This window comes from Chryseobacterium defluvii, assembly GCF_003634775.1.
GTDB lineage: Bacteria > Bacteroidota > Bacteroidia > Flavobacteriales > Weeksellaceae > Chryseobacterium > Chryseobacterium defluvii.
The window spans coordinates 12,908-36,805 of the sequence record NZ_RBXB01000004.1; the positions used below are offsets into that span (position 1 = coordinate 12,908).

Below are 23,898 nucleotides of genomic sequence, written 5' to 3' on the forward strand. Positions count from 1 at the left end.
AGAAATCCCTGAACCTTTTCATATGAATGTTAAGAATTATGCTTGTTTTACGAACTGTAATTCTCCGGCAACTTTTACCTCATCACTTACCATTACACCTCCTGCTTCAAGAGCTGCATTCCAGTTCAGTCCGAAATCTTTTCTGTTGATTTTTCCTTCAAAAGAAAACCCTGCTTTTGTATTTCCCCAAGGATCCTTGTTGATACCCCCAAAGTCTACCTCCAATGTTATAGAATGAGTAATTCCGTTGATCGTAAGGTTACCGGTAATTTTATCCTGCAAAGCCTGAGATTCGAAAGTAATGGTAGGGTGAGCCTCAGCATTGAAGAATTCAGCCGATTTTAAATGATTATCTCTGTCCGTATTGTTAGTGAAAACAGAATCGGTTTGGATGGTTGCGGTAGTTTTAGCGTTTGTGAAAGAATCATCTTCTGCTTCAATTTCCGCATTGAAATTTCTGAAGCTTCCTTTTACGTTAGAAATCATCATGTGTTTTACTTTGAATGTGATTTCACTATGCGTAGGATCTAAATTCCATTTTGTTGCCATTGTATTTATTTTTTATTGTTATTGATAATGCAAATGTAGGCTATCACACAGCCACAAAACATTGATTTAGGATAAGAAATAAAATATTCATCAAATCCATCCTCTATGTTAAAAAAAACGTTTGCTTCCTGTCCTCAAATTAATAAATCATACTTTTTAACAAAAGCTGATAGTAAGTTAAGGAATTATTCTCATTTATAAATGTTTTATTTTAACATTTTCTTAACGGATGATTTTTATTTCTTATTTTTGGTGGATTCAATTTTATGCAATGAAACTATATAGACTTTCTTTATTAATGCTGGTTTGGGGTGGATCGGTTTTTGCCCAGACTCAAAAATTTACAATGGCTGAAGCGGTTAATGGACTCAGAAGCAATTTGGCAGTGAAGAATATTTCTCAGTTTGCATGGACAGGAGATGGTAAATCTTACATCCAGTCAGTAAAGGGAGGGTATTTGATTACGGACCTTAAATCCAATAAGCAGGATACTTTGGTATCTCTTATGCAGCTGAATAAGCATTTTACAGATAAAAAGCTAAAAGCAGTACCTCAGATCAAATTCATTAATGGATCTCAGGGATATTTCAATGCCAATAACCAGATGTTTTGGGTAGAGAAATCCGGAGCTGACTGGAAAATCAAAAATGCGGTTTCTGTAGAAAGTGAAGCAGCCAACGTAAAAGTATTTGAAGATAATCAGACATTTGCTTATACCGTAAAGAACAATCTATACGTGAACAGAAGTGGTAAAACCATTGCTGTAACGAATGATTCGAACGAGAATATCATCAACGGACAAGCGGTTCACAGAAATGAATTTGGTATCGAGGGCGGAATTTTTCCGGCTCCCAATTCAGCAAGTGTAGCTTTCTACAGAATGGATCAGACGATGGTAGCAGACTACCCGATAATCGACTGGTCTGTAACTCCGGCGGTAAATCATAATATAAAATATCCGATGGCGGGGCAAACTTCCCATGAAGTTACCCTTGGTGTTTTCGATATTAAAAATCAAACGACGACATTTTTGAAGATAGATGGCGAGAAAGACCAGTATTTAACGGCAATTACCTGGAGCCCGGATTCAAAATATATTTTTGTGGGAGTTTTAAACAGAGGACAGAATCATCTGAAAATGAATCAGTACGATGCGGCTACAGGGAATTTCATCAAAACCATCTTTGAAGAAACCGATAGCAAATATGTAGAACCACAACATCCGTTGGTTTTCTTCCCGAATTCCAATACAGATTTTATTTGGCAGAGTCAAAGAACAGGATATAACCATTTATTTCACTACAGCCTTGAAAAAGGATTGGTTTCCCAAATCACCAAAGGAGACTGGTTGGTTACTGATATTCTAGGATTTAATGAAAAGAAGAAAGAAATCTATTTTGCTTCTACTAAAGAAACTCCACTGGAAAGACATTTATATAAAATCAACTGGGCGAATTTCAAGATGCAGAGACTGGACAATGCAGAAGGGGTGCATACGGGGATTTTAAGCAGTGACGGAAATTATCTGTATGATGCATATAGCAATGCGGACACCCCAAGAATTGTCAATATCATCAATACCAATACCTTTAAAACAAATACCATTCTTACCTCTGAGAACCCGTTAAAAAAATATCAGAGACCGGAGATTAAAAACGTAAGCTTAAAAGCTGACGACGGAACGCCTTTGTATGGGAAAATTATTCTTCCGACAGATTTTGATTCCAATAAAAAATATCCGGTTATTGTCTATCTGTACAACGGACCGCATTTGCAGTTAGTAACAAACACGTTCCCGGCTTCAGGAAATCTTTGGTATGAATATATGGCCCAAAACGGATATATTATCTTTACGATGGACGGTAGAGGTTCTGCCAACCGGGGGATGAAATTTGAACAGGCCGTTTTCAGGAACTTAGGAACCACAGAAATGAATGATCAGATGAAAGGAGTAGATTATTTAAAATCTCTTCCTTATGTAGATGCAGAGAGAATGGGTATTCACGGGTGGAGCTTTGGGGGTTTTATGACGACAAGTTTCATGCTTCGTCATCCGGAAGTTTTCAAAGTAGGCGTTGCGGGAGGACCTGTTATCGACTGGAAAATGTACGAAATCATGTATGGGGAAAGATATATGGATACACCGCAGGAAAACCCACAAGGGTATGCAGCAGCCAATCTTTTGGATAAAGTTCAGAATTTGAAAGGAAAATTATTGATGATTCATGGGGCACAGGATGATGTAGTCGTTTGGCAGCATTCGGTGAAGTTCCTGAAATCGGCTGTAGATAACGGAATCCAGTTAGATTATTTTATGTATCCGGGACATCCGCATAATGTGATCGGGAAAGACAGAGTGCATCTGATGCAGAAAGTAACAGATTATTTTGATCAATATCTGAAGAAATAACAAGAATCCGGCCTTTAAGGCTGGATTTCTTCTTTCAACCCCAAGATGGTTCTTATCATTCATCAATGTATTTGAAATTTGGTTCTTGTAATTTTGTATATCTAAAAATCAGAAATATGGAATTAGGAATAGGAATGTTTGGCGATTTGGCTTTCGACCAGACAACCGGAAAATATAGAGATGCAGGAGTGAAAATCCGTGAGATCCTTGAGCAGGTAAAGCTAATGGATGAGGTGGGAATTGATGTATTTGCAATGGGAGAGCACCATCGTGCGGATTATGCTGTTTCATCTCCTGAAATGGTATTGGCAGCTGCCGCCAGTATCACTAAAAATATAAAGCTGGCAAGCGGTGTAACGGTTTTAAGCTCATCCGAGCCGGTAAAAGTCTATGAAGATTTTTCAACATTGGATTTGATTTCTGACGGCCGTGCGGAAGTCTTCGTAGGACGGGGAAGCTTTATAGAATCTTTTCCCTTATATGGCTATTCACTGAATGATTATGAAGAGCTTTTTGACGAAAAACTGGACTTATTATTAAAAATAAATTCAGAAGAAAATGTTTCATGGTCAGGAAAGCTTCGTGCTCCGATGCAAAATCAAACTGTGTATCCAAGGGCAAAAAATGCCGGGAAATTATCCATCTGGAGAGCTGTTGGGGGAACCCCTCAATCTGTCCTTAACGCCGCGCAGTTAGGAATGCCTTTAGTGGTGGCTATTATTGGGGGAATGCCGATCCAGTTTAGGAATTTAATTGAGTTTTATAAGCAGGAATATAAAAAAGCAGGACATGATGTTGCTGATATGCAGATAGCTATTCATTCTCATACATTTGTAAGCAATGATCCGGAAATAATTGAAGGGTATTTCCATACTTACAAATCCCAGATGGACAGAATTGGTTCTTCAAGAGGTTGGGCTCCTTACACTAAAATGCAGTATGATGGAGGAAGGAGTAAAGACGGGGCACTGTTTATCGGAAATCCGGCTGAAGTTGCTGAAAAAATAGCCTATATGAAAGAAATCTTCGGAATTACAAGATTTATAGGACACATGGATGTAGGTGATCCGGCCCATGATAGTATGATGAAATCTATCGAACTGTTTGGAAAAGAAGTAAAACCGGTCGTAAAAGATCTATAAGATAAACCCCCTTCGCTGAAGTTCAGCGAAGGGGGTTTATTTTATATTTCATAATTATTCCCTTAATTTTACAAAAAAATAACATGCAGCAGCCTTCCAAAGATCCGCTACACGGAAAACGACTGGATGCCATTCTTGAAGAACTGGTAGAATATTATAATGGATTTGAAAAACTGGGTGAGCAGATTAAAATCCGATGCTTTACAGATAATCCAAGCATAAACTCATCATTGAAATTTCTTAGAAAGACTCCTTGGGCAAGAGAAAAAGTGGAAAGCTTATACCTCTATGTTCTAAGGCAGAAAAAAAGAAACGAAAAATAAGAAAAAACGACCGGAATATGGCTTTAAGACTCTTCCTTGGTGTTTTTCCAAATCGCTCATTTAAAAATAGTATATTTGTGCCGTTAATCGTGAAAAAGCATCACGACAAAAAAGAAAAAAATGACAATTGAAAACAATCATGTTGTAGCAGTAAGCTACATTCTTCATATAATTGAAGAAGATGGAAGTAAAGTTCTTGTAGAAGAAACAACGGCAGAAAATCCTCTTACATTTTTATACGGTGTGGGAATGATGATCCCAAAATTTGAACAAAATATCCTTGGTTTGAAAGCTGGTGATAAAGCAGCTTTTACAATTCAGCCTGAAGAAGCGTATGGCGAAAGACAGCCGGATGCTTTGGCGCAATTACCTATCGATATGTTCAAGGAAGCCGGAACTCCGCCTGTAGGAGCTATTTTACCTCTATCCGATAATCAGGGGAATAATTTTCAGGCAATTGTAGTGGAAGTAACAGACGAAGCTGTAGTAGCGGATCTTAACCATCCAATGGCAGGAAAAGTTCTGGATTTCCAGGTAGAAGTTTTGAACACACGTCCGGCAACAGCAGAAGAACTGGCACATGGCCATGCTCACGGAATTGACGGAACCGATGCTCACTAAAATATAAATGTCCGATTTTATCGGACATTTTTTATTTTCACAAGTATTTCATGATTACTCCATAAATTCACCTGAAACATAATACCACCGGTCATGCATTTTCTGAAAAATGGAAAATTCATGGTGAAGCTGTGAGCTCCCGTTCTGATCGGTATAATATGCTTTAAATTCAACCTGATTCAGGGCCGGTGTCTGTACGATTTCCAGCCTTGTCCACTCATTGATCTCACCCCATTCCTGAAGATCAGCCTTATGATGAAATTTTCGCTTTCCCGGAAGGGTAGTGTCCATTAAGTATTCACCATTGGGTATGGCAAAGGCGGAAAACCTTGAACGCATCAATGCTTCGGCGGTCGGAGCATGCTTTTCTCCGGTGTGATAAGGTTTACAGCAATCTTCGTATAATTTTCCTGAGCAACAAGGACAGTCCATTCTATATTTTTAAATTGTCAACCACAAAAATCTCAAAAAAAATTGAATTGGAATTTATTTTGATAAAAAAAGAAGCATTCCATATGAATGCTTCTAATATATTATTTTATAAATCCTCTGCTTCTTAACAATGGTTTGATATCCGGGTCATGTCCCGTAAAGTCTCTGAATGCCTGGTTCAGATCCACTGAATTTCCTACGGAAAGAATATATTTTCTGAAACGGTCACCATTTTCTCTTGTCAAGCCACCATTATTCTTAATCCATTCCCAGGCGTCATTATCCAGTGTTTCAGACCATAAATAAGCATAATATCCTGCTGAATATCCGCCGCCCCAAATATGAGCAAAATAAGGAGTATGATATCTTGGAGGTACAGTTGCCAAGGTAAAGCCGTGGTTTGTCAAAGATTGTTTTTCAAAATCCAGAACGGGAATTAATTGGTTCTCACTGGTAACAGTATGCCAGTCCATATCCAAGGCAGCGGCAGAAACCAATTCTGTTGTCATATACCCCTGATTGAAAGTTGCTGCTTTTTTAATTTTATCAACCAGAGTTTGTGGAATAGGCTGCTTGGTTTCATAATGAACAGCGTAATTTTTTAAAATGATCGGATCTAAAGCCCAGTGCTCGTTGATCTGAGAAGGGAACTCTACGAAATCTCTCGGAACACTGGTTCCCGAAAGAGAAGGATATTGCTGGCTTGCAAACATCCCGTGAATAGAATGTCCGAATTCATGGAACATTGTAGAAACATCATCATAGCTAATTAATGAAGGTTTACCAGGAGCCGGTTTTTGGTAATTGAAACAATTAACGATTACAGGCTTGGTTCCCAATAAATAGGATTGCTCCACAAAATTACTCATCCATGCACCCCCATTTTTAGAATCTCTGGTATAGAAATCCAAATAGTAAATAGCAATAGATTTACCATCATGGTCGAAAACTTCATACGCTACTACTTCAGGATGATAAACAGGTAAATCTGTTCTCTTTTTGAAAGTAATTCCATAGAACTTTTCTGCAGCATAGAAAACACCTTTTTCCAATACGGTTGTTACCTCGAAATAGGGTTTAATCTGGTTCTCGTCAAGATCATACTTTGCTTTTCTTACCTGCTCCGCATAGAAATTCCAGTCCCAAGGTTCTACTTTAAAGCCACCTTTTTGCTGATCGATCAGGTCCTGAATGTCTTTAGCTTCACGTCTTGCTGTTTCCACAGCGGGAGTTGCAATCTGGTTCATCAGTTTTACAGCTGCTTCAGGGGTTTTAGCCATCTGATCCTGAAGCTTCCATTCCGCAAAATTTTTCTTGCCTAAAATCTGAGCTTTTTTTAATCTGAGCTTGGCTAGCTTTTCAATTGTTTCTCTGGTATCATTTCCATCACTTTTTTCAGCTCTTAACCAGGAAGCCTTAAATAATTTTTCCCTTGTTGTCCTGTTTTTAAGATTTTGCAATAAAGGCTGTTGAGTTGTATTCTGTAACGTAAGAAGATATTTTCCGGGCTGCCCTGCATTTTTGGCATCTGTTGCTGCAGCTGCAATTTCATCGGCAGAGAGTCCGTCCAACTCTTTCACGTCTGAAAAGAACACGCCCCCTTGTTTTCTTGCTTCCAAAAGTTTATTGGAATATTGGGTGGAAAGAGAAGCCATTTCCTGATTAATCTGCTTCAACTTCTCTTTATCTGCAGAAGACAGGTTGGCTCCCGCAATTTCGAAATTCTGTTTATAAAATTGTAATAGCCTTTTGCTTTCGGCATCCAGGCCGGTTTCTTTAATTGATTTTATTCTTTGGTAAAGATTTTCATTCAGGTACATTTTATCCGAATGGGCAGCAAAAACAGGAGCATATTCTTCATCCAATGCCTGTAATGTAGGATTTGTATTGGCGCTGGTTAAATTAGAGAAAACGATAATGGCCCTTTTGAATACTTCACCACTTTTTTCCAGTGCTACAATTGTATTTTCAAAGGTAGGAGTTGCAGGGTTATTTGCAATTTTTAAAATTTCAGCATCATGCTGTTTTAATCCGAAATCAAAAGCCGGTTTGAAATGTTCATCCTTGATTTTATCAAACTCCGGAGCTTCATACTGAAGCGTGCTTTTTTTCATAAAAGGATTGGAGGATAATGATGAATCCGGTACAGGAATCTCCTGTTGAGTATCATTTTTTTTCATTGTAGTACAAGAGTAATTGAATGCCAAAGCGGAAATTAACAATACTGATGAAATATTTTTCATAAATTAGTTGTTATTAAAGTATAAAGATATTAAAACTTAACTTATTAAAACAGTAAACATGAAACCAACAACTCTTTTTATTTTTTCAGCTGTAGCATTATTAGCCTCTTGTAACGAAAAACAGGAAAGAAGAGAAAAAAACAATAATTGGGTAGACCAGGTTACCAATAAAGATCACGGTCCCATTAAAGAGAAAGAATTCAATGGTGATTTTGATGAAATTGAGGTTTCTCAATCTATTGAAGCTGAAATTGTAAAATCGGATAAAGAGAGAGTGGTGATTTCCGCTCCTGAAAATATCATTGACGAAATTCTGGTGGATAATGATGGCGGAAAATTGCATATTCATTATAAAACGGGAATAAGAGTCATGAATAACCACAGAGTGACTGCAAAAATATATACAAAAGATTTCTCAAAACTTATAGCCAACTCTGCTGCAAATATTGTAGTAAAAGATAAATTCACCCAGGAAAAAACAAATATTGAAATTTCCAGCGCTGCAAAAATCACTGGCGATATGGAAGCCAATGACTTTGATATCTCAGTTGATAGCAGCGGAAATTTTGAAGGTAAGATCTGGGCGGTGGATTTAGATGCGGACGCTTCTTCGGCCGCAAGCGTTACAATGTCCGGAAAAGCCAAAAATGCGGATATAAGTTCTTCTTCCGGAAGTAGTATTTCTGCCCGGGAAGTAACAGCAGAGAATGTGATAGCTGAAGCATCAAGCGGAGCAAGTGTTGAAATAAGTGTTACTTCAAAAATAGATGCGGAAGCCTCGTCAGGAGGGAGTGTAAATGCCTATAAAAAAGGGAATGTTACGAATGTTACGAAAAACGAAAGCAGTGGCGGAAGTGTAACTGTTCAATAAAGATTAATTGGGCTCCTCATCTTCTTCATCTGCGGATGAGGATCCTTCCCAGTTTTTATTTTCAAAATTTATATTATCATAGGCCAATAATTCCTCTTCACGCTGGAGGATTTCTTTTGTGGTAAATAATAGGATTTCATCATCATTATCTTTAGTTTTTGCCAGTCTTCTGATAGAGGCCTTATCGATTGCCATGAACCTCTGTCCAAGACGTCTTGCTGCGTATTTTCGCATTCCGGTTTCATGCAAAACGTCAACAGCCATATCCACTGCTGTTCCCAATGTCTCACGGTACACATTATTGATACCGTTATTGAGATAGCCGTACGCATCAATCCTGTTTTTTGCTCTCACGAAGATTTTCACCTTAGGATAATGTTCACGGACTATATCTGCAATGAATTTATTATCATCCGGATCGTCCAGGCAAAGCACCAAAACTTCAGCGTCTTCAATTCCTGCCGCCCTCAGAATGGGAATTCTTGTAGCATCACCATAATAGACTTTAAAGCCATAACTTCTTAATAATTTTACCCGGTCCGAGTCCCTGTCCAAAACAGTAGCCGATATTTTATTAGCTCTTAATAAACGTCCGACCGTACTTCCAAAATGCCCGAAACCGACAATAATAATTTTCTTTTGGCTGACGTTGCTATCCAGAATATTAAAATCTTGGCTTTCATCCGGAATATCTTTAATAAATCTTGGAGTTATAATTTTGTCATTGATAATCAGCAGAAAAGGAGTAATACACATGGTAATAGCTGTTACTGCCATCATCTGAGCATTTAGTTCGGGGTTTAAAAGATAAAGACTGGATGCATAATTGATCAAAACAAAAGCAAATTCCCCAACCTGAGAGAGCGCAAAAGCATAAAATAAGCTTTGTGGGGTATCAATACGGAAAAATCTTCCGATGGCAAACAAAACGATAAATTTTATGAGTAGAACAGCAAATACAGTACTGAAAATAAATAAGGGGTCCTGCTGGATAACGCTGAAATTCATTGTTGAACCAACACTTACGAAGAACACGGCTAATAATAAGCCTTTAAAAGGATCGATCTGGGCCTCCAGTTCATGCCGGAATTCACTGTTGGCCAGCATAACTCCTGCCAGGAAAGCTCCTAAGGCTGGGGATAATCCGATCACTATCATGAGCTCTGAAACTCCGATCACCAAAAACAGGGAAGACGCAGTTAACAATTCCGTCATACCCGACTTTGAAACATACCTTAAAAATGGAACAAAAACATATCGTCCCAGTAAAATTAAAAGAACCACCCCCATAATTACCGTTACAGCCTGTAGCCATTCCGGAAGGGTTTGAATAAGGACCTGTATTTCATTATTGTGATGGGTTGCCTTATAATTAGCAATGATCGGTAAAATAGCGAGAATCGGTATTACGGCGATATCCTGAAACAGCAAGGTGGAAAACGAAGCTTCTCCGGCTGTGGTTTTCAGATAATTTTTTTCCTGCAAAGTCTGCAAAACAATAGCGGTGGAAGACAATGCGAAACATATAGCAATAGCAATAGCTTTATCAAGCCGCCATCCGGCTGTCATGAAAACAAGAAAAAGCAAGGCAATGGTAAGAAGCATTTGGGTAAGCCCTAATCCTACAATCTTTTTCCGCATCTCCCAGAACTTTCGGGGTTCCAGCTCTAGCCCTACTAAGAATAAAAGCATAATTACCCCAAATTCACTGGCGTGCATAATATCATCCACATCCTTTCCTGTAAGCCTGAGAACATAAGGACCAATAATAATTCCTCCCGCAATATACCCAATAACGGAACTTAAACCGAATTTCCTGGCCAGCGGGACCATAATAATGGCTACGCCCAGGAAAAGGAGGGTGTTCATGGCTAACGTAGGTTCCATAGGCTATTGATTAAGAATTTCCATAAATTCCTGCTTATGTTTAATGATTTCTTTTTTGGTGAGTTTATTGGCTTCATACACCACCTTGATAAGCTTGATATCAGCTTTGAAAACACGTAAAGAAACAATCAATCCACTGATCAGCTCTTCGATGGTATACTGGTAAGTTCCGGTTTTGCTGAACGATCTTTCCTTTCCGCCGGTGGTGACCAGAATATAAACCTCTTTTCCCTGTAGGGGGTTATATTCTCCTTCCTTCAGCCAATCCCGGTCGAAAACTTCATCAATCCATAATCTTAATAAGGGAGGCATTCCGAACCAGATGATCGGAAACTGGAAAATGAAACGGTCGTAATTTTTCAGGCGTTTTCTTTCTCTGAAGGCGGCAATATGAAAATCCGGATACTCTTCATACAGGTCTCTGAGCGTGTAATGCTGATGACGAACATAGAAATTGATGAGTTCTACATTCGAATTGGAGTGTTCCAGATAAGGGTGTGCAAAAATCACCAACGTCTTTTTCATGAAACCTGTTTTCAGTAAATTTAATAAATTTTTGCCGGATATGCCATAGAATATAGCCTGTTGATTTTAATAATAAGAATATAAGAGGGAATGTATATTTTAAGAATAATAAAAAACCCGGTCAGAGAAATGACCGGGTTTATATTTATTATACCTTTTAATTACCATCCTCCGGATGCACCGCCGCCGCCGAAACTTCCGCCTCCGCCAAAGCCTCCGAAGCCACCGCCACCGCCGGAACTTCCGCCACCGAACCCACCGCCAAAGCTGCCCGGGAACGGGAAGAATCCCCCCGGATAATTTCTGCGGCCCCTTCGGGTGATGATCACATCATCGTCATCATTGTAGCCGCCTCCGCCGCCGCCTTTATTTTTGATGATGATAATCAGAATGATGAAGATTATAAAGGCAATGATCATAATGGTTAAAATACCTGATGAATCTCCGGAGCTGTCATTCGGCGTCACTAAAGGTTTAAATTTACCCTGTAGCGCTTCCATGATCGCTGAGGTTCCCCGATTGATCCCTTCGTACCAAAGCCCTTGTTTGAAATTAGGAGTCACGATATAATCCAGAATTTGTCCGGCAACTGAGGCCGTTAAATATTTTTCAACAGCTCTTCCTTGCTGGATAGCCATTTTCCTGTCTTCTGTAGCGATGAGGAAAACAACACCATTGTCTATTCCTTTCTGTCCGATTCCCCATTTTTCTCCGAACATAGTCGCCAAAAAATTGATATCTTCTCCTTTTGTAGAGGGAATAATAATTACTTCGATTTCGGTTGAGGTAGAATCTGAAAACTTGATAAGTTTGTTATTCAGCTCATCTCTTTCCTGCTGGGTCAGCAATCCTGCTTCATCATACACAGGGTAGAGAATGTTCGGTTTTTGGGGAATAGTATACTGTGCTGATACAATATGGTAAAAGCAGATGAATAGAAATGAAAATACTATTTTAAGAGAACGTAATTTCATTAGGAAGTTCGTTGTGATTTTCTCCTTCTACAGGAAAATGTTTTTTAAGTTCAAGACCTGTTTCCAGAATGGCGCTTTTTAATGCCTTATAATAATTTCCTTTGGAAAATTCGGATGTAATATAATCATGCAAATGATCCCAGTAAGATTGATGTACTTTTTCATGAATCCCGGTATCTCCGATTATGGTAAGATATTTTTGTTCAAAATTCACATGAAAAAGCACAGCATTCCTGTCAGCCGTTTTATTCATACATAGTTTTTTAAAAACTTCAAATGCGGTTTCTGCATTATGGGCTTCCGTATTAGAGTCTATATGCACTCTAATCTCACCTGTAGAATGTTCTTCTGCCGACTGAATAGCTTCCACTAGGGAAGCTATCTGTTGATCTGTAAGGAAATTGCTCATTATTCAGAGAAAACTTCAGGGGCTTTGTTGGCTCCTGCATCAGCTTTGAATAAAGGTTTTTCTTTAAAGTTGGTGAAGTTGGCCAAAATATTATTAGGAAACTGCTTGATGGATGTGTTGTAATCCTTAACAGCGTTGTTATAATACACAGTTTCTGTTCTGATACTGTTTTCAATGGCAATATATTCCCTCTGGAAGTTGATATATTGCTGATCCGCCTTTAAGTTAGGATATTGTTCTACAACTGCCATCAACCTGCTTAAAGCCCCGGTTAATTCTCCCTGTGCAGCCTGGAATTTAGCCATATCTGCTTCGGTCATATTGGTAGGGTCAATGTTGATGGAAGTAGCTTTAGAACGTGCCTCAACAACTTTTGTTAATGTTTCCTGCTCAAATTTTGAATAAGATTTTACCGTTCTTTCCAGATTGGGGATCAGGTTGGCTCTTTTCTGGTATACCGTTTCCACGTTAGACCACTTGGCATTCACCCCTTGTTCCTGAGCTACGAAATTGTTGTATCCGTTTTTACCCCAAAAGAATATAATAACAACAATAATAAGGAGAGCAATACCTATAGTTCCTGCGCTCAGACAGCCTTTGTTTCTCATAGTTTATTTTTTTTAAATTTTTGTGCTAACCAAATATACAAATTATGTGCTAATTTTGTGAAAAATTATTTTAATGATAACAATTGTGGTCGCAATGGGAGAGAAGAATGAGATTGGTTCTGATAATCAGCTTCTGTGGCATCTTCCCAAAGATTTGAAACATTTCAAAAATTTAACCTCCGGACATCCGGTTATTATGGGCAGAAAAACCTATGAAAGTATCGGGAAACCACTTCCTAACCGTACCAATATTGTTATTTCAAGAAAGAAAGACTGGTTTGAAGAGGGTATTTTGATCGTAGGAAGCATCAAAGAAGCTGTGAAATTTGCTAAAAAAATAGATGAAGACATTTTTATTATCGGTGGTGGAAACATCTATGAACAAACAATGGATATTACAGACAAGCTTGAGGTCACCCTGGTGAAAGCAGATTTGAAGGCAGATACGTTTTTTCCTAAAATAGATAGTAAGGCGTGGGTGAAAACACAGGAAATTTGCCATGAAAAGGATGAGAAAAATCCGTACGATTTTTGCTTTCAGACCTATGAAAAGATCAAGAGTGAATAGTCATAAAAATCTAACTTCTAACTTCTAGCTTCTAACCTCTAAATTTTTTATCTTTGCACTTCTAAATTGTAATAATGAACAAGTATATAAAAATTGTAGTTGCCGCACTTCTTATTCTTACCGGAATCTACATGATGTTTTTTACCAGAAATCTGGGTTGGGGAATCGTAATTTTTCTTCTGGCTGCACTTCCTATTTTTCTTTTTTTCAAAAATGAAAATATCCTTTTGGCTTTCTGGCAATTAAGAAAGCAAAATATGGAAAAGGCATCCAAGTTTCTTAATAATATCACCAATTATCAATCTCAGCTTCATCAATCCCAATATGGGTATTTCCATTATCTGCAGGGATTGACCTTGGCCCAGGAGCACCCTACGAAAGTGGAACCTCTTATGAGAAAAGCGTTAGATTATGGATTGAATATGAAGCATGACAGAGCAATGGCTACTTTAAACCTTGCTGCTGCTGCTATCTCCAAAGGAAGAAAACAGGAAGGGCAGAAATTACTGGAAGAAGCAAAAAGACTGGACAGCTCAGGAATGATGACCGATCAGATTAAAATGATGAAGGAGCAATTGAAAATGCCATCCATGCAGAAGCATATGCATAATCCGAATATGAGACAAAGAGGAAAATTCTTTTAATTTTAACCGAATAAAAAATCAAATGCACCTGAGAAGGTGCATTTTTTATGTTGATACCGGAGTAAATTACATTTCCGAATTATTTTCGTAGCCATAAAATTTAGGCATTTGCCAATGATATTTCACGGCGAACGTTCTTATCGCTACAATTAATAAAATCGTAAATATCTGAATGATCGTATAAGAAAGTGATGTAAACTTGGTCATTAACAGGAAAACTGAGCCCCCTACAATACAGGCTGTAGCATAAATCTCTTTTCTAAAGATCAATGGGATTCTGTTGAGCAGAATATCCCGGATAATCCCTCCGAAGCATCCTGTGATTGTTCCTAAAGCAATACAAATCAACGGATGGATGTCTGCATTGAGTCCTTTCTGAACACCAATAATGGTGAAAAGACCAAGACCAAAGCTGTCAAAAATAAATAAGGTAACCTTGAAGTTTTTTTCCATGGATTTAAAAATCATGGAAAATATGCTCGTGATCAAAATAACGGCACAAGTCAACAGATCATGCATCCAGAATACAGGAATGTCCAATAATAAATCTCTTACAGTTCCGCCACCTACAGAAGTTACGAAGGCAATAATAAGTACCCCGAAAGGATCAAGGCGTTTTTGCATGGCTGCAAAACTTCCTGACATTGCAAAGGAAATGGTTCCCAGGACTTCTATGGCAAAGTTGAACTGTTCGTGCATATGATATAAATGGTAAATGATAATTGATGAATGATTTCTTCATAAGCAAATTGTCTACCATTGTATCAATTATCATTTATCGCTTATTAATTTTGTTTATTTTTCAACTCTTACAGAGTCCGGAACCAATAATTCGTATTCACCTCCATGGTTGATGATTTCTCTTACAATGCTGCTGCTTATAAAAGACTTTCCTGATGAGGTTAAGAGGAATACCGTTTCCAGTTTTTTGTGAGCCAATGTCCTGTTGGTATGGGCAATTGCTTTTTCAAATTCAAAATCGGCTGGGTTTCTTAATCCACGGAGAATGAATTGCGCGTTTTTCTCAAAACAGTAATCAACAGTCAAACCTTCAAAATAATCTACTTCCACATTAGCAAATTCGGTAACAGAATTTTGAATGAATTCCATTCTTTTTTCCAGGGGGAACATATATTTCTTTTGAGAATTCTGTCCGATGGCGATAATCAGTTTGTCGAAAAGCGGCGCTGCTCTTTCAATAATATCGTAATGTCCAAGAGTGATGGGATCAAATGATCCCGGGAAAACAGCAATTTTCATGATTATTTTGATTTTTTAGCCAGAGCTTTTTCAACTTCGTTTCCGCAAAGGTCTGTAATAGATATTCCGTAATGTCTTGCCTGTTGGGGCAAAATACTTGCCGGAGAGAATCCTGGATTGGTATTCATTTCCAGCATATAAGGAATGCCGTCCATTAAAATATATTCACTTCTTGAAAAGCCACTCATTCCTAAAGAATCATAAGCTCTTTTGGCAATTTCTTCTACCCGGATTCTGGTTTCATCATTGATCCTTGCAGGAGTAATTTCTTCTGAAGCACCTTCATATTTAGCTTCATAATCGAAGAATTCATTAGTAGGGACAATTTCTGTAATTCCCAATACAATGGTTTCTCCTTTAAAATCAATAACACCAACGGAAACTTCCATTCCGTCTAGGAAACTTTCAATTAAAATTTCATCATCTTCTTTGAAGGCAATCTCTGTAGCTGCAATGAGTTCCGATTTCTCCTTTACTTTCGAAATTCCTAAGGAAGACCCCGATTGGTTTGGCTTTACAAAAAGAGGGAGCTTTAGTTTTTCTACAATTTCATCAACATTGATGTTCTCACCTTTTCTCAGATAAATGCTTTTTGCAGATGGAATTCCGTATTTTGATAATACGGCAAGAGTATCTTTTTTATTGAACGTTAATGCACTTTGGTAAAAATCACAGCCCGTATATGTTTGCCCGATGGCATCCCAATAAGCCTGCAGTATCCCGTTTTCCCCCGGTGTCCCGTGAATAATATTGAAGCAGACATCGAACTTCAGCTTTTCATTGTTTTCAAGGGTTACCGAAAAATCTCCTTTGTTGATTTCGTATTTTTTGTCATTCTTATCTAAAAAATACCATTCATTTTTAAGAACCACAACCTTATATACATCATACAGATCTCTGTCTAAAGAATCATAGATTAATTGACCGCTTTTTAGGGAAACCACATATTCGTCAGAATAGCCACCCATTACCACGGCAACACTTTTTTTGTTCATAACCATATAGTATCAATTAAGGCAAATTTAATGAAATTATGTATTGTAATATGGGAAAATCAGAAATTTTGAAATGAAAAATGAAATGTGTTAAATAAAAATCACATTCTAAAATTATTAATTATATTTGCCGTTATAATTAAAGTATTTTTAAGTATGCTTAAATCACTTTTCAATTGGAAAGTTTTACTGAACTTATTAGTAGCCATAGGGGTTTTCGTGGGGTTGGTCTGGCTTACATTCCGATGGTTGGAATACCATACGAACCATGGTCAGGAAATACCTGTTCCGAATGTTGTTAATAAATCTGTGCATGATGCTATCAAAATATTAGATGATGCAGGGTTGGAATATGAAGTGGATAGTTTTAAATATGACCCTAAATATAGACCTTTTCAAGTATTACAGGTGTATCCTTCACCAGGATCACGTGTAAAAGATGGAAGAGCTATTCAAATAAGAGTAAATCCTAAAACTTGGGCGAAAGTTGCGGTTCCGGATATTATTAATAAATATTCAGGGCTGGCTTTCCAGAGATTGGATCAGGTAGGATTAAAAGTAGGAGATACGATTTTTGAACCAAGCATACAGAAAGATGCTGTTTTAAGGGTCTTATTCAAAGGGAATCCTATTAAACCGGGATCACTATTGCCTAGATTCTCTACTATAGACGTAGTAATCGGTTCAGGGCCTATGAGAAATATTTCAATTCCTAATGTAGTCGGACTAACCGTAAAAGAAGCCAGAGGAGTTATCGCAAGAAGCATGTTTGAAGTAGGATTGGTAGAGCATGAGGATGGCGGTAAAGATGAATCGGATATTATTTATTATCAGGACCCTGCAGCAGGTGATGTCAGAGATCAGGGAATGCAGATGGATCTTTGGGCAAGTAAAAAGACACCGGCTGAATTGCGCGATAAAATAGAACAATTGAATTCCGTATACCGTATGAAAGTAGACACTTCTTTGCCTCCTATACGATATGAGGAAGTACCTGCCCATCCGACACCCAATTATGAACAGGCTCCACCGCCGGTAGTTCCAAAACCGGAGCCTGCAAAAACCGAAGCTCCGAAAACTACAGCAAGTGTGGCAAAACCAGCATCAGGAACTACAGCTACTAAAACGGATACTAAACCTAAAACTGCCACTGCCGGTACTTCCGGAAGCGGTTCCAACACAAGTAGTAATAATAAAACCTCTACTACTACACAGCAACCGGCTCAAAAACCGAAAGCTAAAAAAGTAGTAGTAGAATAGTTTATTACAATATTAAAATTACAGGCTTCAACTCTAGCACGTTGGAGCCTTTTGTATAAAATATAAGAGTAATGACAGAAGATAATGAAGATTTTTTAGATGAAGGATTATTAGACCCCAACAATTTAGATATTGATGAGGAGAATAAAGGACTGTACGAACATCTTAATATAACTGTAGATAACAAGCAAGAGCCGTTAAGAATTGATAAGTTCTTACTGATATATCGTCAGAATTCTTCCAGAAACAAAATTTCACAGACCTGCAGAGCGGGAAATGTTGTTGTAAACGGTAACCCTGTAAAGCAAAACTATCGGGTAAAACCCGGCGATCAGATTTCTGTCTTATTGGCCCATCCACCCAGAGAAAATGTGATCATCCCGCAGGATATTCCCGTGAATATTATATACGAAGATGATGATCTTGTCGTTATAGATAAAGAAGCAGGAATGGTGGTGCATCCGGGATTCGGAAACTGGGATGGTACTTTGGTGAATGCGCTGGCATACCATTTTGAAAAGAACGGACAAAAATCCGATCTGGACAGAGTAGGCCTTGTTCATAGAATAGATAAGGATACTTCAGGACTTTTGGTGATTGCCAAAAATGAATATGCATTAAGTTTTCTGGCCAAACAGTTTTTTGAGCGAACTACCAAAAGATTATATTGGGCTTTTGTATGGGGGAATATGCAGGAAGATGAAGGTACGATCCGGGGACATATCGGAAGGCATCCTAAAAACAGGATGCAGATGTCCGTATACGAAGACGGAAGCCAGGGAAAACATGCCGTTACCCACTACAAAGTTTTGGAAAGGTTTAAATACATGACCTGGGTGGAGTGCAAGCTGGAAACGGGAAGAACACATCAGATCAGAGCTCATTTCAAACACATAGGGCATACTTTGTTTAACGATGAAAGATATGAAGGGCATACTCCTTTAAGAGGAGTTAATCTGCCAAAATATAAGCAATTTATAAAGAATGTTTTCGATATTTTGCCTAGACATGCGCTTCATGCCCATACTTTAGGATTTGTGCATCCGACTACAAAGAAAGAATTATATTTTGAGAGCCCAATGCCTCAAGATATGGAGGAAGCCGTAAAAAAATGGAGAAAATATTTAGAAAACTAAAAATATATTGAGAATTTTTTTATATTTGTTGAATTGAAATCAAGATTTGTTATGAGAAAACTATATGCTATCGTATGTTTAGCTCTTTTGTCGAATGCATACAAAGCACAAGAATCACTACCATACTATCAGCAATATCTTTTGGATGGTGAGTTCCTGTTCAACCCAGCTCAATACGGAAAAACAGATTACGTACAGCTCAACGCCAACTATCAACAACAATTTTCAAAGTTCAGTGAATCTCCGAATGTTCAGTCCATAGGGATCAATGCGAACATTTTCGATAGAGTAGGTGCTGGTCTTTCTGTATTCAGAGACAGTAACGGACCTATTTCTGCGGGAGGGATTACAGCTGGTGCTTCTTATTTCATTCCTTTAAGTAGTGAGGGAGATAGAAAAGATCAGTTCTCTTTCGGTACAAGTGTTAATTTTTACAACATGAATTTTGACTATTCAAAAATTAATACTGAAGAAGGATATGATCCTTTATTACAGGGCAATGAAAGTAATATTTTTATGGTATATGCCAACTTCGGTTTAGCTGCTACCTATAGAAATATTTTCGGGGGAGTTTCTGTTAATGATATTGCGTTAAGTAATGATGAATCTATCGTAAACAACTACGAGCCTTCTCCAATCAAGTTTTTCTTAAACTTAGGATACAACTGGAATTTAGCAGATAATATTGCTTTAACACCTTCATTGTTGATCAACCTGAATACCAACTCAACAAGAATGGTAGATTACAACTTAATGGCTACCTTCTCTAATGAGATCAATTCATTCTCTGCGGGATTAAGCTACAGATCTGTTCAGAACAGATTTGATAACCAACAGCTTCAGATTGCTCCAATCGTAAAAGTGAAATTCAATAAATTCATGATTGGTGCCACTTATAATATCGGACTTTCTGATATTCAGCAATATGGAGGAGACAGCTTCATGATCGGATTAGGTTATGAATTTGATAACTTCATTAACCACAGAGGATTTAGATATTAATCCATTTAATTTAAATAAATTTGAGCTCTGAATTTTTTCAGAGCTTTTTTTATGATTTATATTCACATTCCATTCTGTAAGCAGAAATGCAGCTATTGCAATTTTCATTTTTCAACATCTTTACAGTTTAAAGATGAAATGCTTGCTGCCATTAAGAAAGAGATTGTTCTTCGAAAAGATGAATTACAGAACAAAACACTGCAATCCCTGTATTTTGGAGGGGGAACACCTTCCATACTTTCGGGAGATGAGATCAATTCATTCATTGATGAGGTCTTAAAATACTTCAGTTTTGCCAGTGATATAGAGATTACCCTGGAAGCCAACCCCGATGATTTGAACAAAAGTTTTCTAAAAGCACTTTCCAGTTCACCCGTTAATCGCCTGTCTATTGGAACGCAGAGTTTTTTTGATGAGGATTTAAAGCTGATGAATCGTGCCCACAATGCCTCGGAAGCAGAAGGCTCTATTAAAAGAGCACAGGATTTCGGGTTTGAAAATCTTAGTATTGATCTTATTTATGGTTCTCCCACCTCAAATTTTGAAATCTGGAAAGAAAACCTGAATAAAACAATTGCCTTGGAAGTTCCGCATGTTTCTTCCTATGCTTTGACAGTTGAACCCAAAACGGCTTTAAATGACTGGATACTGAAAGGTAAAGTTTCCAATCCAAGAGAAGAAGAGCAGAATAAAGAGTTTTATTATTTATCAGATTTTTTAAAAGATAACGGTTTCGACCATTATGAAATTTCCAATTTTGCTAAACCCGGCTTTTATTCAAAGCATAATTCAGCTTATTGGAAATACAAAGAGTATTTAGGAATCGGTCCTTCTGCTCATTCCTATAATGGCCTTGATATTAGAAGTTGGAATGTTGCCAGCAATCAGCAATATGTTAAAAAATTAAACTCTAATCTTTTGGCTAAAGAAGAAGAATTTTTATCTATTGAAGAACAATTTAATGAGATGATAATGATTGGTTTAAGAACAATGTGGGGAATAGATTTAGACCGATTGAATGAATTTTCAAGTCGCTTGGTAGAATGTTTTCACAATGAAATTCAACCTAAAATTGAAGAAGGACTTGTTATCATTGAAAATAATCATCTGAAAATTCCCGAAAAGCACTGGTTTATGGCGGATGGAATTGCTTCGGATTTATTCATTGTTTAGATAGATAAATCTTAATTATTTAAAAGGAGAAATTCACTATTTTTGTATAAAATTTCAGTTCATTTGAAAACTAAGAAACAAGATTATTCGCATCTTTCACCTAAACAGCCCATCGGGATTTTTGATAGTGGAGTGGGAGGCTTAACGGTAGCTAAAGAAATAAAAAGACTTCTTCCGAATGAAGATCTTATTTATTTCGGTGATACGAAGCACCTTCCTTATGGTGAAAAGTCAAGGGAAGCCATTATTGAATATTCTACCAAGATTACCAATTTTCTGTTGGAGCAGAACTGTAAAGCGATTGTTATCGCCTGTAATACAGCCACTGCAAATGCCTTAAATGAGGTTTTGGAATCCGTCTCGTGCAGAGTCCCGGTTATTGATGTTATTAATCCGGTTGCTGAGAAAGTAGCTTATGAAATTCATAATAATGTGGGCGTGATTGCCACCAAAGCAACTGTGAACTCAGGATTGTATAAGAAGAGCATCAGAAAACATAATAAGTTCATCAAGGTGGATGAGCTGGCTACTCCTTTATTAGTTCCCGCTATTGAAGAAGGATTCAAAAACCACCCGATTACCCATGCAATCATCTACAATTATCTAAGTAATAGCAAACTGAAAAATATTGAAACGCTGATTCTGGGTTGTACCCATTATCCTTTGTTGATTGATGAGATTAAGCAATATTACGGAAACCGTGTCCGTGTTATCGATTCACCGAATATCGTAGCCAATCATTTGAAAATTATCCTGGATAAATATAATCTCCTGAATGACAACAACCCCAAACCGAGTTATCATTTTTATCTTTCGGATCTCACCAAGAATTTTGAGAAAATATCCAAGAAATTCTTTGGTAAAACCATTGATCTGGAATTAAAGGTATTATAAAATAAGAAAGCTGTTTCATATAGGAAACAGCTTTCTTATTTAGTTGATTATCATAATCAAAAAAATCAGGAAGAAAGCTTCCTGATTATTCTATTTCTGTAGTTTCCTCTTTATTGGGTTCAAAGAAACTGAAACTTACATTTCCGTATTTTCTGGTTTCAATCAGATTAGGATGTTCAAATTTTAATCTGCTTTGATGTTCCACAACGAAAACACCGTTTTTCTTCAGATATTTATTGTTCAGCACTAAAGAGAGCATTTCATAATATTTTTTCTCTTCGGTTTCAAAAGGGGCATCTGCAAAAACAATTTCAAAAGATTTTTTATTTCTGAATTTTTTCAGCCAGTCAAAAACATCTCCTCGCTGAACATTCACCTGCAAGGCCATATCCAGCTCGGATGCCGTAGAATTGATAAAACCTGTGTGCTTAGGATTCATTTCAACAGACGTTACGTCCTGGCATCCTCTTGATGCGAACTCCAGTGAAATAGACCCTATTCCTGCAAACAAATCCAGTGCAGAAACTGATTGCATATCGTAGGTATTCTCCAGAATACTGAACAAAGCTTCCTTGGCAAAATCCGTCGTAGGTCTTACATCAAAATTCTTCGGAGCGGCTATTTTTTTGGCTTTCCATTTGCCTGAGATTATTCTGTACATATTGTTTAGGGGTTAGAGGGTAGGTAATGGGTAGCAGGAGGGAAATAAATCCTATTATCTGCAACCTGTGACCTAATTTAATATGAAATTCTTTTTTGGAACGTTATCAAATACAATTTTTAAATTCTTTACAAATTTCTGTAATTCGGAGATAAACGTTTCATTCTCGGTCGTTTCACCGTAAGCATAAAAATGAGTTTCGTTGATTCCAAAGCCGATTTTGCTTAAAGTAAACATAATGAAATAAAGAAAATCCACTTCCGAATTTACATCCAGGTTATTGTATAAGATCACCTTTTTGTTATCTATAGCAAAAAACTCACACTGATTGTGATAAAGATTGATGTGAATTTCTTTGCCATTTCTGTTGTTGATGGTATTCAGAAATTTTTCACCTGAAAAGTTAAACCTTACAGGAACAGCCAGCTCTTTTATTTTTTTATAGAAATTTTTAGGAAAAGTATAATAAAACTGAACCTTAAATTTTTTGTTCACGGAAAGCATTAATTCCTCAGTTTCCTTATCCACAGGAGCATTGAAGGCAATTAAATCATACCCGTTATCATGCTCCGAAAATCCTTCCGGCATCAGGGTAAAATGATTAAATGCTGAAACTACGGAAATTTCGTCGAACCTCTGCTTGATCAAAATATCACCCAATTGATCAGCAATAAAGTTTCCGGGAGATTCTTCTGTAACGAAATAAGACTTTTCTTCCAGAATGCTTTTGTTTTTAGCAATCTGGTAAATTAATCCGTCTTTGGTAAAAAGTAAATTAAGTACGTTCATATTTCAATTGGTGCAAATTTAGTGAAATTCTACCATTACTGCACCTGATTGATGATGAAGTATTTCCTTATTGTAGAAATCAATGCCAGTCTGGCTTTCCAACGTATCCCATACCAGTTTCTGAAGGATGCCGTCACCGATGCCGTGAACGATCTCCAGTCTTTTGAGATGGTTTTTCCTGCAAAATTCCATTACCTCAAGTAATTTTTCTTTTTGAATGAAAAGCCTTTCAAAGCTGTCGTAATCACTAGGGTTTTTAACCAGGTTATGAAAATGGAGGTCCAGGACAAGATGGTTTCTCTGATGCTTTCTGGAAATCACCTTTTGAAATTCCTGTTTCTTTTCCACCCTTATATTGTCATAAAGACCGGCATTTTTAGGAACAAGTTTCTCTTTGGGATATTGGTAGGTAAATCCAAATTCATCTTTAAAAACGACAATATTCCCCTTTACGGAAGTTACTATCCCGTCTAAATCCTCATCAACTACAGAAACGTTGTCGCCAATCTTCATAATATTGTA

General features: G+C 37.4%; 26 protein-coding genes. 12 read left to right on the top strand and 14 right to left on the bottom strand.

Annotated features, from left to right (window positions below; translation table 11 throughout):
• Positions 1 to 36 precede the first annotated feature (36 nt).
• Complete coding sequence (locus BCF58_RS16495; protein WP_121462943.1) at positions 37 to 549, bottom strand: YceI family protein; 513 nt, start codon at positions 547 to 549, stop codon at positions 37 to 39.
• A gap of 271 nt (positions 550 to 820) precedes the next feature.
• Here BCF58_RS16495 and BCF58_RS16500 point away from each other — a divergent pair, with 271 nt between their 5' ends.
• The 4 genes from BCF58_RS16500 to BCF58_RS16515 all read left to right on the top strand — a co-directional run bounded on the left by BCF58_RS16500 (position 821) and on the right by BCF58_RS16515 (position 5,045).
• The gene (locus tag BCF58_RS16500; RefSeq protein WP_121463061.1) at positions 821 to 2,959 is read left to right on the top strand and encodes a S9 family peptidase; all 2,139 of its coding nucleotides are present in this window, start codon (positions 821 to 823) and stop codon (positions 2,957 to 2,959) included.
• Positions 2,960 to 3,075: 116 nt separating this feature from the next.
• Positions 3,076 to 4,101: an LLM class flavin-dependent oxidoreductase gene (locus BCF58_RS16505; protein ID WP_121462944.1), complete on the top strand. Its 1,026-nt coding sequence runs from the start codon at positions 3,076 to 3,078 to the stop codon at positions 4,099 to 4,101.
• An 83-nt stretch (positions 4,102 to 4,184) separates the two neighbouring features.
• Positions 4,185 to 4,424 carry a VF530 family protein gene (locus tag BCF58_RS16510; RefSeq protein ID WP_121462945.1) on the top strand — a complete coding sequence of 80 codons (240 nt, stop codon included), beginning with the start codon at positions 4,185 to 4,187 and terminating at the stop codon, positions 4,422 to 4,424.
• Between the two features lie 120 nt (positions 4,425 to 4,544).
• Entirely contained in the window at positions 4,545 to 5,045 is a 501-nt protein-coding gene (locus BCF58_RS16515) for an FKBP-type peptidyl-prolyl cis-trans isomerase (protein WP_121462946.1), read from the top strand.
• Between the two features lie 54 nt (positions 5,046 to 5,099).
• Here BCF58_RS16515 and BCF58_RS16520 read toward each other — a convergent pair whose 3' ends face one another.
• Both BCF58_RS16520 and BCF58_RS16525 read right to left on the bottom strand, forming a co-directional pair.
• Positions 5,100 to 5,477 carry a YchJ family protein gene (locus tag BCF58_RS16520; protein ID WP_121462947.1) on the bottom strand — a complete coding sequence of 126 codons (378 nt, stop codon included), beginning with the start codon at positions 5,475 to 5,477 and terminating at the stop codon, positions 5,100 to 5,102.
• A gap of 101 nt (positions 5,478 to 5,578) precedes the next feature.
• Complete coding sequence (locus BCF58_RS16525) at positions 5,579 to 7,720, bottom strand: M3 family metallopeptidase (RefSeq protein WP_121462948.1); 2,142 nt, start codon at positions 7,718 to 7,720, stop codon at positions 5,579 to 5,581.
• Between the two features lie 58 nt (positions 7,721 to 7,778).
• Here BCF58_RS16525 and BCF58_RS16530 point away from each other — a divergent pair, with 58 nt between their 5' ends.
• Complete coding sequence (locus tag BCF58_RS16530) at positions 7,779 to 8,591, top strand: head GIN domain-containing protein (protein ID WP_121462949.1); 813 nt, start codon at positions 7,779 to 7,781, stop codon at positions 8,589 to 8,591.
• Between the two features lie 3 nt (positions 8,592 to 8,594).
• Here BCF58_RS16530 and BCF58_RS16535 read toward each other — a convergent pair whose 3' ends face one another.
• From BCF58_RS16535 to BCF58_RS16555, 5 genes are all read right to left on the bottom strand, one after another.
• Complete coding sequence (locus BCF58_RS16535) at positions 8,595 to 10,478, bottom strand: monovalent cation:proton antiporter-2 (CPA2) family protein (protein ID WP_121462950.1); 1,884 nt, start codon at positions 10,476 to 10,478, stop codon at positions 8,595 to 8,597.
• Positions 10,479 to 10,481: 3 nt separating this feature from the next.
• Positions 10,482 to 11,003 carry an NAD(P)H-dependent oxidoreductase gene (locus BCF58_RS16540; RefSeq protein ID WP_121462951.1) on the bottom strand — a complete coding sequence of 174 codons (522 nt, stop codon included), beginning with the start codon at positions 11,001 to 11,003 and terminating at the stop codon, positions 10,482 to 10,484.
• Between the two features lie 161 nt (positions 11,004 to 11,164).
• Positions 11,165 to 11,977 (bottom strand): TPM domain-containing protein, encoded by an 813-nt coding sequence (locus BCF58_RS16545; RefSeq protein WP_121462952.1) that lies wholly within the window; start codon positions 11,975 to 11,977, stop codon positions 11,165 to 11,167.
• Positions 11,958 to 12,386 (bottom strand): TPM domain-containing protein, encoded by a 429-nt coding sequence (locus BCF58_RS16550; RefSeq protein WP_394337677.1) that lies wholly within the window; start codon positions 12,384 to 12,386, stop codon positions 11,958 to 11,960. Before BCF58_RS16550 ends, BCF58_RS16545 begins: the two co-directional genes overlap by 20 nt.
• Complete coding sequence (locus BCF58_RS16555) at positions 12,386 to 12,994, bottom strand: LemA family protein (RefSeq protein ID WP_121462954.1); 609 nt, start codon at positions 12,992 to 12,994, stop codon at positions 12,386 to 12,388. The genes BCF58_RS16550 and BCF58_RS16555 overlap by 1 nt, the downstream gene beginning before the upstream one ends.
• A 73-nt stretch (positions 12,995 to 13,067) precedes the next feature.
• Between BCF58_RS16555 and BCF58_RS16560 the strand changes: the two genes are divergently transcribed.
• Positions 13,068 to 13,562, top strand: a complete 495-nt coding sequence (locus BCF58_RS16560; protein WP_121462955.1) for a dihydrofolate reductase — start codon at positions 13,068 to 13,070, stop codon at positions 13,560 to 13,562.
• A gap of 74 nt (positions 13,563 to 13,636) precedes the next feature.
• On the top strand, positions 13,637 to 14,206 hold the full coding sequence (locus BCF58_RS16565; RefSeq protein ID WP_121462956.1) for a tetratricopeptide repeat protein: 570 nt from the start codon (positions 13,637 to 13,639) through the stop codon (positions 14,204 to 14,206).
• Positions 14,207 to 14,272: 66 nt separating this feature from the next.
• Here the strand turns inward: BCF58_RS16565 and BCF58_RS16570 are convergent, their stop codons facing one another.
• The 3 genes from BCF58_RS16570 to BCF58_RS16580 all read right to left on the bottom strand — a co-directional run bounded on the left by BCF58_RS16570 (position 14,273) and on the right by BCF58_RS16580 (position 16,461).
• Entirely contained in the window at positions 14,273 to 14,905 is a 633-nt protein-coding gene (locus BCF58_RS16570) for a trimeric intracellular cation channel family protein (RefSeq protein WP_121462957.1), read from the bottom strand.
• Positions 14,906 to 15,001: 96 nt separating this feature from the next.
• Positions 15,002 to 15,466, bottom strand: a complete 465-nt coding sequence (gene coaD / locus BCF58_RS16575) for a pantetheine-phosphate adenylyltransferase (RefSeq protein ID WP_121462958.1) — start codon at positions 15,464 to 15,466, stop codon at positions 15,002 to 15,004.
• A gap of 2 nt (positions 15,467 to 15,468) precedes the next feature.
• A complete protein-coding gene (locus BCF58_RS16580; RefSeq protein ID WP_121463062.1) occupies positions 15,469 to 16,461 on the bottom strand; it encodes a D-alanine--D-alanine ligase in 993 nt (330 codons plus the stop codon).
• A 156-nt stretch (positions 16,462 to 16,617) separates the two neighbouring features.
• Between BCF58_RS16580 and BCF58_RS16585 the strand changes: the two genes are divergently transcribed.
• The 5 genes from BCF58_RS16585 to murI all read left to right on the top strand — a co-directional run bounded on the left by BCF58_RS16585 (position 16,618) and on the right by murI (position 21,926).
• A complete protein-coding gene (locus BCF58_RS16585) occupies positions 16,618 to 17,721 on the top strand; it encodes a PASTA domain-containing protein (protein ID WP_121462959.1) in 1,104 nt (367 codons plus the stop codon).
• 71 nt (positions 17,722 to 17,792) lie between these two features.
• Positions 17,793 to 18,857 (top strand): RluA family pseudouridine synthase, encoded by a 1,065-nt coding sequence (locus BCF58_RS16590; RefSeq protein ID WP_121462960.1) that lies wholly within the window; start codon positions 17,793 to 17,795, stop codon positions 18,855 to 18,857.
• A 51-nt stretch (positions 18,858 to 18,908) separates the two neighbouring features.
• The gene (locus tag BCF58_RS16595; RefSeq protein WP_121462961.1) at positions 18,909 to 19,859 is read left to right on the top strand and encodes a PorP/SprF family type IX secretion system membrane protein; all 951 of its coding nucleotides are present in this window, start codon (positions 18,909 to 18,911) and stop codon (positions 19,857 to 19,859) included.
• A 51-nt stretch (positions 19,860 to 19,910) separates the two neighbouring features.
• A complete protein-coding gene (gene hemW / locus BCF58_RS16600) occupies positions 19,911 to 21,032 on the top strand; it encodes a radical SAM family heme chaperone HemW (RefSeq protein ID WP_121462962.1) in 1,122 nt (373 codons plus the stop codon).
• Between the two features lie 63 nt (positions 21,033 to 21,095).
• A complete protein-coding gene (murI, locus tag BCF58_RS16605; protein ID WP_121462963.1) occupies positions 21,096 to 21,926 on the top strand; it encodes a glutamate racemase in 831 nt (276 codons plus the stop codon).
• An 85-nt stretch (positions 21,927 to 22,011) separates the two neighbouring features.
• On the opposite strand, the gene BCF58_RS16610 is transcribed toward murI, so the two are convergent.
• The 3 genes from BCF58_RS16610 to BCF58_RS16620 all read right to left on the bottom strand — a co-directional run bounded on the left by BCF58_RS16610 (position 22,012) and on the right by BCF58_RS16620 (position 23,889).
• Entirely contained in the window at positions 22,012 to 22,587 is a 576-nt protein-coding gene (locus BCF58_RS16610; protein ID WP_121462964.1) for an RsmD family RNA methyltransferase, read from the bottom strand.
• 72 nt (positions 22,588 to 22,659) lie between these two features.
• Positions 22,660 to 23,376 carry a DUF3822 family protein gene (locus BCF58_RS16615; protein ID WP_121462965.1) on the bottom strand — a complete coding sequence of 239 codons (717 nt, stop codon included), beginning with the start codon at positions 23,374 to 23,376 and terminating at the stop codon, positions 22,660 to 22,662.
• Positions 23,377 to 23,394: 18 nt separating this feature from the next.
• A complete protein-coding gene (locus BCF58_RS16620) occupies positions 23,395 to 23,889 on the bottom strand; it encodes a Smr/MutS family protein (protein WP_121462966.1) in 495 nt (164 codons plus the stop codon).
• Positions 23,890 to 23,898: the final 9 nt, after the last annotated feature.

Coding starts and splice junctions, on each gene's coding strand:
- BCF58_RS16495 (WP_121462943.1), bottom strand. CDS start 549: ATGGCAACAAAATGGAATTTAGATCCTACGCATAGTGAAATCACATTC.
- BCF58_RS16500 (WP_121463061.1), top strand. CDS start 821: ATGAAACTATATAGACTTTCTTTATTAATGCTGGTTTGGGGTGGATCG.
- BCF58_RS16505 (WP_121462944.1), top strand. CDS start 3,076: ATGGAATTAGGAATAGGAATGTTTGGCGATTTGGCTTTCGACCAGACA.
- BCF58_RS16510 (WP_121462945.1), top strand. CDS start 4,185: ATGCAGCAGCCTTCCAAAGATCCGCTACACGGAAAACGACTGGATGCC.
- BCF58_RS16515 (WP_121462946.1), top strand. CDS start 4,545: ATGACAATTGAAAACAATCATGTTGTAGCAGTAAGCTACATTCTTCAT.
- BCF58_RS16520 (WP_121462947.1), bottom strand. CDS start 5,477: ATGGACTGTCCTTGTTGCTCAGGAAAATTATACGAAGATTGCTGTAAA.
- BCF58_RS16525 (WP_121462948.1), bottom strand. CDS start 7,720: ATGAAAAATATTTCATCAGTATTGTTAATTTCCGCTTTGGCATTCAAT.
- BCF58_RS16530 (WP_121462949.1), top strand. CDS start 7,779: ATGAAACCAACAACTCTTTTTATTTTTTCAGCTGTAGCATTATTAGCC.
- BCF58_RS16535 (WP_121462950.1), bottom strand. CDS start 10,478: ATGGAACCTACGTTAGCCATGAACACCCTCCTTTTCCTGGGCGTAGCC.
- BCF58_RS16540 (WP_121462951.1), bottom strand. CDS start 11,003: ATGAAAAAGACGTTGGTGATTTTTGCACACCCTTATCTGGAACACTCC.
- BCF58_RS16545 (WP_121462952.1), bottom strand. CDS start 11,977: ATGAAATTACGTTCTCTTAAAATAGTATTTTCATTTCTATTCATCTGC.
- BCF58_RS16550 (WP_394337677.1), bottom strand. CDS start 12,386: ATGAGCAATTTCCTTACAGATCAACAGATAGCTTCCCTAGTGGAAGCT.
- BCF58_RS16555 (WP_121462954.1), bottom strand. CDS start 12,994: ATGAGAAACAAAGGCTGTCTGAGCGCAGGAACTATAGGTATTGCTCTC.
- BCF58_RS16560 (WP_121462955.1), top strand. CDS start 13,068: ATGATAACAATTGTGGTCGCAATGGGAGAGAAGAATGAGATTGGTTCT.
- BCF58_RS16565 (WP_121462956.1), top strand. CDS start 13,637: ATGAACAAGTATATAAAAATTGTAGTTGCCGCACTTCTTATTCTTACC.
- BCF58_RS16570 (WP_121462957.1), bottom strand. CDS start 14,905: ATGCACGAACAGTTCAACTTTGCCATAGAAGTCCTGGGAACCATTTCC.
- coaD (WP_121462958.1), bottom strand. CDS start 15,466: ATGAAAATTGCTGTTTTCCCGGGATCATTTGATCCCATCACTCTTGGA.
- BCF58_RS16580 (WP_121463062.1), bottom strand. CDS start 16,461: ATGAACAAAAAAAGTGTTGCCGTGGTAATGGGTGGCTATTCTGACGAA.
- BCF58_RS16585 (WP_121462959.1), top strand. CDS start 16,618: ATGCTTAAATCACTTTTCAATTGGAAAGTTTTACTGAACTTATTAGTA.
- BCF58_RS16590 (WP_121462960.1), top strand. CDS start 17,793: ATGACAGAAGATAATGAAGATTTTTTAGATGAAGGATTATTAGACCCC.
- BCF58_RS16595 (WP_121462961.1), top strand. CDS start 18,909: ATGAGAAAACTATATGCTATCGTATGTTTAGCTCTTTTGTCGAATGCA.
- hemW (WP_121462962.1), top strand. CDS start 19,911: ATGATTTATATTCACATTCCATTCTGTAAGCAGAAATGCAGCTATTGC.
- BCF58_RS16610 (WP_121462964.1), bottom strand. CDS start 22,587: ATGTACAGAATAATCTCAGGCAAATGGAAAGCCAAAAAAATAGCCGCT.
- BCF58_RS16615 (WP_121462965.1), bottom strand. CDS start 23,376: ATGAACGTACTTAATTTACTTTTTACCAAAGACGGATTAATTTACCAG.
- BCF58_RS16620 (WP_121462966.1), bottom strand. CDS start 23,889: ATGAAGATTGGCGACAACGTTTCTGTAGTTGATGAGGATTTAGACGGG.